General features: G+C 46.2%; 10 protein-coding genes. 6 read left to right on the forward strand and 4 right to left on the reverse strand.

Annotated elements, in window-relative coordinates; all coding sequences use genetic code 11:
• Positions 1 to 11: 11 nt before the first annotated feature.
• Complete coding sequence (locus tag BMZ72_RS19745) at positions 12 to 929, forward strand: bestrophin family protein (RefSeq protein WP_089811370.1); 918 nt, start codon at positions 12 to 14, stop codon at positions 927 to 929.
• A gap of 210 nt (positions 930 to 1,139) precedes the next feature.
• On the opposite strand, the gene ruvB is transcribed toward BMZ72_RS19745, so the two are convergent.
• The gene (gene ruvB, locus BMZ72_RS19750) at positions 1,140 to 2,168 is read right to left on the reverse strand and encodes a Holliday junction branch migration DNA helicase RuvB (protein ID WP_089811608.1); all 1,029 of its coding nucleotides are present in this window, start codon (positions 2,166 to 2,168) and stop codon (positions 1,140 to 1,142) included.
• Positions 2,169 to 2,282: 114 nt separating this feature from the next.
• Between ruvB and BMZ72_RS19755 the strand changes: the two genes are divergently transcribed.
• Positions 2,283 to 3,587 carry a M28 family metallopeptidase gene (locus BMZ72_RS19755; protein WP_089811372.1) on the forward strand — a complete coding sequence of 435 codons (1,305 nt, stop codon included), beginning with the start codon at positions 2,283 to 2,285 and terminating at the stop codon, positions 3,585 to 3,587.
• Positions 3,588 to 3,590: 3 nt separating this feature from the next.
• On the opposite strand, the gene BMZ72_RS19760 is transcribed toward BMZ72_RS19755, so the two are convergent.
• Complete coding sequence (locus tag BMZ72_RS19760) at positions 3,591 to 4,265, reverse strand: peptidoglycan DD-metalloendopeptidase family protein (RefSeq protein ID WP_089811374.1); 675 nt, start codon at positions 4,263 to 4,265, stop codon at positions 3,591 to 3,593.
• A gap of 221 nt (positions 4,266 to 4,486) precedes the next feature.
• On the reverse strand, positions 4,487 to 7,255 hold the full coding sequence (gene leuS / locus BMZ72_RS19765; RefSeq protein ID WP_089811609.1) for a leucine--tRNA ligase: 2,769 nt from the start codon (positions 7,253 to 7,255) through the stop codon (positions 4,487 to 4,489).
• A 139-nt stretch (positions 7,256 to 7,394) separates the two neighbouring features.
• Here leuS and BMZ72_RS19770 point away from each other — a divergent pair, with 139 nt between their 5' ends.
• From BMZ72_RS19770 to BMZ72_RS19785, 4 genes are all read left to right on the forward strand, one after another.
• Positions 7,395 to 8,270 (forward strand): cell division protein FtsX, encoded by an 876-nt coding sequence (locus BMZ72_RS19770; protein ID WP_012788929.1) that lies wholly within the window; start codon positions 7,395 to 7,397, stop codon positions 8,268 to 8,270.
• A 26-nt stretch (positions 8,271 to 8,296) separates the two neighbouring features.
• The gene (locus BMZ72_RS19775; protein WP_012788930.1) at positions 8,297 to 8,563 is read left to right on the forward strand and encodes a DUF3098 domain-containing protein; all 267 of its coding nucleotides are present in this window, start codon (positions 8,297 to 8,299) and stop codon (positions 8,561 to 8,563) included.
• A gap of 97 nt (positions 8,564 to 8,660) precedes the next feature.
• Positions 8,661 to 9,470 (forward strand): undecaprenyl-diphosphate phosphatase, encoded by an 810-nt coding sequence (locus tag BMZ72_RS19780; protein ID WP_089811377.1) that lies wholly within the window; start codon positions 8,661 to 8,663, stop codon positions 9,468 to 9,470.
• Between the two features lie 95 nt (positions 9,471 to 9,565).
• On the forward strand, positions 9,566 to 10,768 hold the full coding sequence (locus BMZ72_RS19785; protein WP_143087730.1) for a hypothetical protein: 1,203 nt from the start codon (positions 9,566 to 9,568) through the stop codon (positions 10,766 to 10,768).
• Here BMZ72_RS19785 and BMZ72_RS19790 read toward each other — a convergent pair.
• Positions 10,765 to 11,982: an alanine dehydrogenase gene (locus BMZ72_RS19790; RefSeq protein ID WP_012788933.1), complete on the reverse strand. Its 1,218-nt coding sequence runs from the start codon at positions 11,980 to 11,982 to the stop codon at positions 10,765 to 10,767. The two genes, BMZ72_RS19785 and BMZ72_RS19790, sit on opposite strands and share 4 nt — an antisense overlap.
• Positions 11,983 to 12,019: the final 37 nt, after the last annotated feature.

Here is a 12,019-nt window from a genome sequence, read left to right on the forward strand (position 1 = left end):
AACCGTTACCGATGTTATTGAAGAAAAATATCCCGTTACAATACGTTTTCGGGAAAATCAAATACGAGGTTCTGCTTGTAGCGGTATATACGTTAATCATAGTAATACTGCATGACAGGTTTAACCTGAAGCACATGGCAATTCCATTGTCTGTGCCGATGATCATGGGTACTGTAATATCTCTGTTGCTCGCCTTCCGTTCCAACCAGGCGTATGACCGCTGGTGGGAAGCAAGAACAATATGGGGTGCGATAGTAAATGATTCAAGATCTTTTACCCGACAGGTGCTGTCCTTTATTGACGACTCTGCCTATGAATCCGAGGAAATCAATCATTTCCGGGAAAGAATGGTACGCAGACAGATAGCATGGTGTTATGCGCTTAGTCAGTCACTGAGAGGACTGGATGGAAAAGAAGGTCTGGAAAAACATATCTCTAAAAGAGAGGTCGCCTACGTATCAAGATTTGCGAACATTCCAATGGCATTGCTCGATCTGCATGCAAGGGATCTGAACTATGCCCTGAAAAAAGGCTGGGTCAATGAATTCCAGCAGGTAACGCTCGACCAGACATTAAGCCGTCTGTGTGATGCAATGGGTAAATGTGAGCGTATTAAAAACACCGTGTTCCCGGCTACGTACAGCTTGTATATTCATTTTGCAATGAACTTTTTCATACTGCTGTTACCGTTCGCACTGATAGAGTATTTCGGTCTGATTGAAGTACCATTGGTAGTAGCCATCGCGGCATCTTTCCTGCTGATAGAAAAGATGGCCATTCATCTGCAGGATCCGTTTGACAACAAACCAACGGATACGCCGATGACAACAATTTCGAGAAACATTGAACGTGATCTTAAGCAATTGCTAAACGATCATCATTTGCCGGAAACGACGCAAAATGTTGATCATAAGTTCTACGTGATGTAAAAATTATAGCTGTACAACCTACACTTACTCTGTTGGAGGAGGGATAGCGTTCTGGCGTATTTGAATCGCAGACTAAATCAAAGAATCAGGAAGGGGAGAATTATTGCGCCAGACGCGGTCCTAACATGGATATAGAGTGTTATATGGAGGAAACAAGTAAGGGAGCTTTTGCTCCCTTAAGTTTTTTATACCCTTTTGCAGATCATGTGATCAGAATAATAAGCCTGGTCCGCTTCCGCCTCTCGGCGCCTTACCAAGATGTATGTAAGCTTTCTCTGTTACTTCCCTGCCTCTTGGTGTACGTTTGATAAAACCTTCCTGTATAAGGAACGGTTCGTACACTTCTTCCAGCGTACCTGCTTCTTCACCTACCGCTGTGGCGATGGTTGTAATACCCACAGGGCCACCTTTAAAGTTTTCGATGATAACCTGCAGAATACGGTTGTCCATTTCGTCCAGTCCGTATTCATCTACATTCAGGGCTTTCAGACTGAATTGCGCAATTTCCAGATCGATGGTGCCATTACCCACTACCTGTGCAAAGTCACGTACACGTCTGAGCAGGCCGTTTGCAATACGTGGGGTACCACGGGAACGGCGGGCTATTTCAAGTGCAGCCTCCGAAGTGATCTTTGTATGTAGTATATCAGCAGCTCTCCAGATGATCTTCTGGAGGGTGGCTGCACTATAATATTCCAGTCTTGATTTGATCCCAAAACGGGACAGGAGAGGAGCCGTCAGCAAACCCGAACGCGTAGTGGCGCCGATCAGTGTGAACGGATGCAGGGTGATCTGTATGGAACGGGCACTGGGTCCTGTATCGATCATGATGTCAATACGGTAGTCTTCCATGGCGGAATAGAGGTATTCTTCCACCACAGTACTGAGCCGGTGTATTTCATCGATGAAGAGCACGTCTTTATCTTCCAGGTTAGTGAGCAGTCCTGCGAGATCGCCGGGTTTTTCTATAACAGGTCCGGAGGTCTCTTTGATGTTCACACCCATCTCATTGGCCACAATGCGGGACAGGGTTGTTTTACCCAGGCCGGGAGGTCCGTGGAACAGGATATGATCCAGCGCTTCTCCTCTCATCTTGGCTGCCTTGATAAATATTTTCAGGTTCTCGATGATCTGGTCCTGCCCGGAGAAATCTACGATCTCCCGGGGCCGGATACTATTCTCAAATTCCTTTTCTGCCGCACTCTGGCGGTGTTCATCTGGTCTTATCGGATTAGACATATCGGGGTGAAAGTTACCAAAAATATTAGCTGTCCCCATACTCCCGGTACCGCTTTGTTTGCTATATTGTATATATTGAACCCAAAATCAACCGTAACCCGGAAAGGTCACAACATGAGAAAACACTTTATAACATTACCTGCACTATGCCTGGCCGCCCTGTTTGCACAGGGACAGCAAATAAAGAAATCGGAGGTGAAACGTATCCTGTCAACTTTGGCGGCTGACGATATGCAAGGCCGCGAAACATTTAAGCCAGGTGCGGAGAAAGCCGCTGTATTCCTGGAAAAAGAGTTCGCTGACGCCGGATTACAACCGTTGAAAGGAGATAATGACTTCAGACAGTCCTTTTTCCAGTATGATACCAAACCTGTACGCCAGGACCTGATCCTGAACGGACAACCGGTATCCAGCAGCCGTGCTTTTATTGCCGGTGTGGAAACCAGTATCAAATGGACGCAGGATACAAAACTGGAAGTGGCAACGATTGGCGCTGCGGATAATTTTGACAGCAAAGTAAGAGAACTGAGACGTAGCAGTACACAACCGACGCTCGTATGGGTTGATAATGCGCACAGTGAGAAATTCGGACTGTACTACAAAGGGTTACAGGAACATGGCGCCCCTAAAATGGACAGTGCCGTGACAGTAGCGTTTATACTGAAGAATGCAGGTGATGGAGACATTGACAGCTGGTCACTGGAAGCTAAACAGGAAGTAACCCGTTTACCACTCTGCAATATCGCAGGGATGATCCAGGGAAGTGGCAAACCAGATGAATATGTGATCTTCTCTGGTCACTATGACCATATAGGTATCCTGCCGCCGGTGGAACAGGACAGCATTGCAAATGGTGCAGATGATGATGCAAGTGGTGTAACCGCGGTATTGTTACTGGCTAAATATTTCAAGGCACATCCGCCGGTACGTAGCATTCTGTTTGTAGCGTTTACAGGAGAAGAGATCGGAGGATACGGTTCCCGCTATTTTTCCCGTCAACTGGATCCTGAAACAGTGGTAGCGATGTTCAACATCGAAATGATCGGTAAGGAGTCTAAATTCGGCAAAAACAGTGCTTTTATCACCGGATATGAGCGCTCCAGTTTTGGTGAGATTCTGGCTAAGAATCTGGCTTCCTCCAAATTCCGTTTCCACCCGGATCCATATCCGGAACAACAGTTGTTTTATCGTTCAGATAATGCCACCCTGGCAAGACTGGGCGTTCCTGCACATACTATTTCCACTACACAGATCGATAAAGACACGCTCTATCATAGCGTAAACGATGAAATGGAAAGCATGGACCTGGACAATATTACCAGCATTATCCAGGCGATTGCTACCAGTGCGACCTCTATCGTAGACGGTAAGGATACTCCCAGCCGTATTGACAAAGCGACTGTCGGCAACCGCAGATAGTGCCTATGGCATGAGTTGGAGGATCAGGTCAGGATTGGGACAGTTAGCGAGATATTTTTCTCTTTCACTGTAGCGGCACACACCGGGATAATCCCCCTGATTCCCCTGCATATCAGTGATGATCTGGAAATGCAGGTGAGGAGGCCAGTGACCGTTTTCAGGGATCTCTCCGAAGTGAGCGATCAGTTGTCCGGCGGCCACTCTCATCCCTTCATGCAGCCCTTCCAGGTCTTTGAGTGAAAGGTGACCATATAGCGTGTGGAAGGTATGTCCTTCCAGCTGATGCTGCAGGATGATGGTTGCACCATAATCACCGTGTACATCGTTGAAACGGAAGCTGTGTACAGTGCCATCCGTGGGGGCGAAGACATAGGTGCCGGCTGGTCCCCAGATATCGATCCCCAGGTGCAGGCGGCGGGGTTCTTCCCCTGTAGAGAAATGCGCGCTGCGGGCATAGATCGTGCGGTGTTCCGCATAACCGCCAATACCAAAGGTACAGTCATGGTCTTCCAGCAGCTGATCGACATAAGCGGTGAACCGCTCTGTATTATCAAGTATTTCAGGTGTAATGGATGTATTCCGGTCGGTGAAGTCCATCAGCAGTAATCTGTCGGTTTCCGGATCGAGCAATACTACGGGCTGAAAAGGTTGATAACGCACTAATATCTGGTCTAACATTCAAAATGATTGAGACGGGAAAAATACGTAAATTCCCAGTAAATAAAGGGTCATCCGATACCCTGAGTATAGTTATCCTACGCTCGTGCTGCGATAGAAACGGCGCATTAACGGAGCGTAACTATAGTCAAAGTATAGACAAACCGATATCAGCTAACAGGCATAAAAAAGGAGCGCTCCATCTTTTGATGGAGCGCTCCTTTTTTATATTTCAGACAGCATTAGACAACCAGGTTGATCATCCTACCTTTTACGATCACGATCTTCTTAACTGGTTTACCATCAATCCATTTCTGGACAGCTTCGTTTTCCAGTACTTCTTTCTCGATAGCAGCATTGTCAGCATCCAGCGGGAAGCTCAGTTCGGTACGTGTTTTACCGTTAACAGCTATCGGATAGGTAAATGCGCTTTCTTTCGTGTATTTCTCATCAAATACCGGATATGGTGCATCCAGGATGCTGGTAGTATTACCCAGCTGGTGCCACAGTTCCTCTGCGATGTGCGGTGCATAAGGCGCCAGTAATACCAGCACAGCTTCCAGCACACTACGTTTATTACATTTCAGGCTGCTCAGCTCATTCACACAGATCATGAACTGGCTGACAGCTGTATTGTAAGAGAAGTTCTCGGTATCTGCATCGATCTTCTGAATGGTCTTATGCAGGACCTTCAGTTCTTCCGGAGTAGCCGCATCGTTGTTGACGATAATGCCTTTCTGCTCGTCAGCGAAGAGACGCCACAGTTTCTTCAGGAAGCGGTGTACACCTTCGATACCTTTGGTATCCCATGGTTTGGATTGTTCTACCGGACCAAGGAACATTTCGTACATACGGAAGGTATCTGCACCAAATTTCTCTACTACGTCGTCTGGGTTTACTGTGTTGTACTTCCCTTTACTCATTTTTTCAAGGACTACACCACAGATATATTTACCGTCTTCCAGAATGAATTCCGCGTCTTTATTGGCTGGACGCCAGTTTTTGAATGCCTCAATATCCAGTTCCAGACCGTCTACGATATTTACGTCAGTATGCAGTTCGTCTGTTTCGTACTGATCTTTCAGACCATGAGAAACATAGGTATTTGTACCACGCACACGATATACCATGCGGGAACTACCACCGATCATACCCTGGTTGATCAGCTTTTTATAAGGCTCCTGGAAGCCGATATAACCGAGGTCATACAGGGCTTTGGTCCACATACGGGAGTACAGCAGGTGACCAACGGCGTGCTCTGTACCACCAACATATACATCTACCTGGTTCCAGTAGTCAGTAGCTGCGCGGTCAGCAAATACTTCAGTATTTTTTGGATCTGCATAACGCAGGAAGTACCAGCTGCTACCTGCATAGCCAGGCATGGTGTTGGTTTCTCTCTTTGTGCCTGCATCTACGTTTACCCAGTCAGTGATATTGGCCAGCGGACCTTCACCTTCTTCGCCTGGTTTGTAGTTTTCTACGTGCGGCAGGGTAAGCGGTAATTCTTTTTCATCCAGCGCGTAAGGCGTACCTTCTTTAAACACGATAGGGAATGGCTCACCCCAGTAACGCTGGCGGCTGAAGCCGGAATCTCTCATCTTGTAGTTGATCTGGCGTTTACCTATACCCAGTGCTTCTATTTTATCGATCACGACATCCATGGCGTCCCGCATGTTCATCCCATCCAGGAAATCACTGTTTTGCAGGGTCGCATCTTTGGTCGCATTGGCGTCTTCACCGTTGAAGGCGTCGCCAATGATATTGGTAATGTGGATATCGAAGTGTTTGGCGAAGTTGAAGTCGCGCTGGTCGCCACAAGGTACGGCCATGATAGCACCGGTACCGTAGCCTGCCAGTACGTATTCAGAGATCCACACAGGGATGCGCTGTCCGTTGAATGGATTGAGCACATAGGCGCCGGTGAAGCAACCAGTGATCTGTTTTACCTCAGCCATACGCTCTCTTTCGGAGCGGCTCTGTACATAGTCCAGGTATTTCTCTACATCTTCTTTTTTATCAGCAGTTGTAATGAGGGATACGAGGTCATGCTCAGGTGCCAGTACCATAAAGTCCACACCAAAGATGGTATCAGGACGTGTGGTATATACGGTCACACCGGCATTTTCCATACCATCTATCTGGAAGGTGATCTCAGCACCCTGGCTCTTACCGATCCAGTTACGCTGCATTTCCTTCATCGCGTCGCTGAAGGATACGGTATCCAGTCCTTCCAGGAGGCGGTTTGCATATTCGGTGATACGCAGGAACCACTGTCTCATTTTCTTTTTGACAACAGGGAATCCGCCACGCTCGCTGACACCGTTGATCACCTCATCGTTCGCCAGTACAGTACCCAATGCTGCGCACCAGTTTACTTCTGCGAAGGCGAGGTAAGCCAGGCGGTAGTGCATGAGTATTTCACGCTGACGTACTTCGGAGAACTGTTTCCATTCCTCAGCAGTGAATTTGATATAACGGTCACCGGGACATTCGTGGGCCGCATTACCAGACTGTTCGAAGATGCTGATCAGTGTGGAGATCCTTTCTGCTTTCTGCAAAGAGCGGTTGAACCAGCTGTCAAACAGTTGCAGGAAGATCCACTGTGTCCATTTATAATAACCCGGGTCGCTGGTTTTTACCTCGCGTTCCCAGTCGAAGGAGAATCCGATGTTGTCCAGCTGCCTGCGGAAGGAAGCCAGGTTATTGGCAGTGGTCACTGCCGGATGCTGACCGGTTTCCAGTGCATATTGCTCTGCCGGCAGACCAAAGGCGTCCCAACCCATTGGGTGGAGCACGTTAAAGCCTTTTAGTCTTTTATAACGCGCATATATATCCGATGAAATATATCCAAGTGGGTGTCCCACATGGAGTCCCGCTCCCGAAGGGTAGGGGAACATGTCCAGTACGTAACATTTGGGTTTGGGGCTATTGTTGCTGACCTGATAGGCTTTCGTTTCTACCCAGCGTGCCTGCCACTTTTTCTCAATCGCCCTGAAATTGTATTCCATATAATTAAATAATAATCTGTCTGTTCTGTCCATGAGTCTATTCAAGCTGCTCATGTATCAGCTTAAAATAACGTTAAAGGATGACAAAAGTAAACATAACTCCTAATTTTTGTTATTTTCGCCAATAAACGGCAGATTAATGGCGCAGCAACCCGGTAAATCATCATCAAAAAAATCCAAACCTTCCTATCTGTACTCTATTATTGGGGTAGCTCTTGTCCTTTTCCTGTTGGGAACATTGGGACTGATCGTTATTCATGCCAATAAACTGAGTGAATTCTTTAAGGAAAGTATTGAGATACAGGTGATTCTAAGGGATAACGTGAAAGAGGACCAGGCCATTGCACTGCGTGATTCTATTGCTTCCCGTCCTTACGTGAAGTCTATTGAATACGTTTCCAAGGAGATGGCTGCCGACCGTTTCAAGAAAGAATTCGGTGAGGATTTCATCACCCTCTTACAATATAACCCTTTGTACGCAAGTATCAATATCAAAGGTAATGCGCCATACGTGAACCCTGACAGCCTTCGTATCATTGAGGCCAATCTGTCACAACAGAGCATTGTAAGAGAAATCTCTTATCAGCGCGGGCTGGTAAGCAAACTGAATGAAAACGTTCGTAAGATCGGACTGGTGATCCTCGGCATTTGCGTGCTGCTGGCACTGGTAGTGATCGTACTGATTGACAATACAATACGTCTGGCGATGTTCAGCAACCGTTTCCTGATCAAAACCATGCAGATGGTAGGAGCGACCCGCTGGTTCATTGCCAAACCATTCGATATCCGCAGTATCATCAATGGCGCTATCAGTGCCCTGATGGCAATCGCTGGACTGATCGGTATTGTTTATTTTGCAGACCAGCTGCTGCCGGAACTGGCAGGTATGAGGGACTATTTCATGATGGCCGTGCTTTTTATCGGGATGATCATTATAGGGATCTTTATCTCCCTGGTGAGTACACACCGTTCGGTAATGAAATACCTGCGTCTGAAGCTGGATGACCTTTATTAAACTGATAATTACACCATACTACAGATATGAGTAAAGCAACTAAGACAATCAATGTCGAGAAAACAGGCGTAGACGTCCGTGCTGTTTTTCCAAAAGAAAACTACAAGATCATGATCGCCGGCCTGGCAGTGGTAGTAGTAGGCTTCCTGTTAATGATGGGTGGCAACAGCGATGATCCTAATACCTTCAAACCTGAAGAAGTATACAGCTTCCGCCGTATCACACTGGCTCCTATCGTAATTTTACTGGGACTGGTGGTAGAGATCTACGCGATCATGCGCAGACCTAAATAAGCAGTAAAAAGATATGATTTTCATATGGCGATGACCAGTTCATCGCCTTTTTTTTGGATAAACAAGCAACCTCAGAAATTAAAACCCGTTAATTGTCATGGAACTCTGGCAGGCCATCATTATTGCAATTGTGGAAGGATTAACCGAATTTTTACCTGTATCATCTACAGGACATATGGTAATCACCAGTGCATTGTTAAAGCTCAACAAAGACGAATTTACCAAGCTGTTCGAAGTCTGTATCCAGTTAGGCGCTATCCTGGCGGTAGTGGTACTTTACTGGAAGAAATTCCTGGTATTTGATAAGAACCGGGTGAACTTTTATATCAAACTGGTAGTGGCAGTATTGCCTGCATTGATCGTAGGTTATCTGTTTGCCGATAAAATTGACGCCCTGCTGGAAAGTCCGCTGGTTGTTGGTATTACATTACTCGTAGGCGGTGTCATACTGCTGTTTGTGGACAACTGGTTTACCAGCCCAGCTACCAAAAAGATCGAAAAGGATGAAGATATCAGTCTGTTTAAGGCCTTGCGTATTGGTTTCTGGCAATGTGTAGCCATGATACCAGGTGTAAGCCGCAGCGCGGCTACCATCATAGGAGGTATGCAGCAAAAGCTGACCCGCAACGTGGCAGCTGAATTTTCCTTCTTTCTCGCTGTACCAACCATGGCGGCTGCCACCGGTTACAAATTGCTGAAAGGACGTGAATTGCTGATGTCCAATACCGACAATCTGAAAATTCTACTGATCGGCAATGTTGTAGCATTTGTTGTAGCCATGATAGCGATCAAATTTTTTATCACTGCGCTGCAAAAATATGGCTTCAGAGTATGGGGCTACTACCGTATCGTGGTAGGTATTGCTATCCTTGTGGCTATTGGCCTGGGATATAAATTATCTGTGTAATCTTAACTTTCCATATGAGGCCCCGTCTGCACCTGACGGGGCTTTTTGTTTCTTTATTTATTTTTATGAGAATTATTACCCTGTATCTGTGCTGTATGGCATTAGCATGTGTTGCTGTTGCCCAGCGGAATTATGTCCCGGCCACTATCATTACTTCGCAGAATGACTCCCTGAAGGGATTTGTTGACTTCCGTGACTGGTTTATGCCACCAAAGGAAATTACCTTTAAACAGAGTTTATCTGATGCTACTGAACAGCATTTTGGCCCCGGAAATATCAACGGCTTCAGGATCGGAGAGCCGGACATTGAATATGTTGTACGTAAAGTAAGTATAGATGTTACAAAGGAAGACTATTCCAGCGATAAGGAAGCATGGGAACGTACTATACAGGATACGATCGTGTTTCTGAGAAAACTGGTAGGCGGTACTTATAATCTCTACGAATACGCTGACGTGCATGCAAGAGTGCACTATATTGTCGATGGGAAAAACACGCCTGTTCAGGAACTGGAAAAAGTATCGGCATTCGTGAGGCGTTCAAATATGGAGGGGATGTATACTGATAACCGCTACCAGAAACAGTTAGCCACCTTATTTGCAGATAACCCCGCGATAGCACATAAAGCAGAAAATGTAACTTATCACGAAAAGAACCTGGTTAAGCTGTTTGTCGCATATAACAGCGCAAAAGATCCGTCTACAGTAACGACGGCGGAGGTGAAGAATAAGATCAAATACCCTGTATCTTTTGGTTTAATGGCTGGGATATCTTTTAACTCCTACGATTTCAGAGGGGATGCTTTCAGACTGGATGGTCCTGCAAAATCGAACAGCAGTCCTGTAGGTGGTATCTGGCTGAATGTTCCTTTTGGAAGAGTTGCGCGTAACTTTTCCGCTGATATAGAAGTGATATATAAGCAGTCCAGGACCAGTTCAGTTACTAAAAAAGGAGATTTCAGCAGATTTGATTTTCGTTATCTGCAACTGAATACATTGGTCAGATATACTTATCCTACCAAAACAGGTATCAAACCGTATATTAATGCGGGACTCGGAAATGGAATGGCCATAAAAATTGCGCAGAATGACTTTGCCTACGCATCCAGACCTGACGAATGGCAGGTTAATATTGCCGGTGCCCGCAAATACGAGCAGTCCCTTGTGGGTGGTATTGGTGTTATAATATATAGACTGGGTGTTGAGGTCCGCTACAATAGTGGTAACGGCTTTTCTCCTTATGTAGGAGGAAAGACTGCCTTCAACAGTTTACAAGTACTGGCGAAATTGAGTTTTTAACCCTTTACTGCCAGCAGCAGTTCCAGATCTGTATACTTTAGTTTGAATTTTTCGCTGAGATGATAGTTGGTCAACGCGCCTTTGTACAGATAGATACCATTACGTACACCGCGTTTGATCCATACCAGGTTTTCAAAGCCACCATCATCTGCAGCCTCCAGCAGCAGGGGCATCAGCACATTGCTGATCGCTTCTGATGCTGTACGGGCAAATCCGGATGGGATGTTAGGTACGCAGTAGTGCACGACGTCGTATTTCTTAAATACAGGATTTTCGTGGCTGGTGATCTCAGAGGTTTCGAAACAACCACCACGGTCTATACTGACGTCAACGATTACAGAGCCGGCCTTCATATTGCTGACCATTGCTTCTGTTACGACAATAGGTGTACGGCCATTCTGCGAAGAGAGTGCGCCTACAGCTACATCCGCATTACGAAGTTGTTCTGCCAGCACTTTCGGTTGCATCACAGAAGTGAATATACGTACGCCGATGTTATTTTGGAGGCGTTTCAGCTTGTAGATATTATTGTCGAATACCTTTACGGATGCACCGAGGGCCATCGCTGTTCTGGCAGCAAATTCACCTACGATACCTGCTCCGATAATCACCACCTTGGTAGGAGGGATGCCCGTTACGCCACCCAGTAAAATACCCTTTCCCTTATTGCTGTTACTGAGATACTGACCTGCCAGCAGCATGACAGCGCCTCCGGCAATTTCACTCATCGCTCTCACAATCGGATAAGTACCCGCATCGTCTTTCAGGTTCTCGAAAGAAAGCAGGGTAATCCTTTTTTCCATCATCTTCTGTACCTGCTCAATTTTGAGTGCGGCAAGATGAATAGGAGAAATAACGATCTGGTGGGGACGCAGCAGCTCTATTTCCTCATCATTGAGAGGGGCGGATTTTACGATAATCTCTGCCTTGAAGACCTCTTTTTTGTCATATAGGATTTCAGCGCCTGCTTCTGAGTAATCGGTATCATAGAAATGGGAACCGTCGCCTGCTTTATGTTCAACCACGATATGGTGACCATTATTAGCCAGGATACTTACCGCATCCGGTGTTAATGCAATACGGTTTTCCTGGAAGGAGTTTTCTTTTGGTATGCCAATAAATAAACGGGAATTTTTTTGAGGAATATCCAGCGTTTCTTCCAGCGGTGAATATGTAAAGCCAGCACTCACAACAGGTTTTTGCCTTTGCTCCATATGATTATCAAGATTGGTCCGGGTGATTTTTTCCGAG

The organism is Chitinophaga sp. YR627 (assembly GCF_900114995.1).
In the GTDB taxonomy this organism is placed as follows: domain Bacteria; phylum Bacteroidota; class Bacteroidia; order Chitinophagales; family Chitinophagaceae; genus Chitinophaga.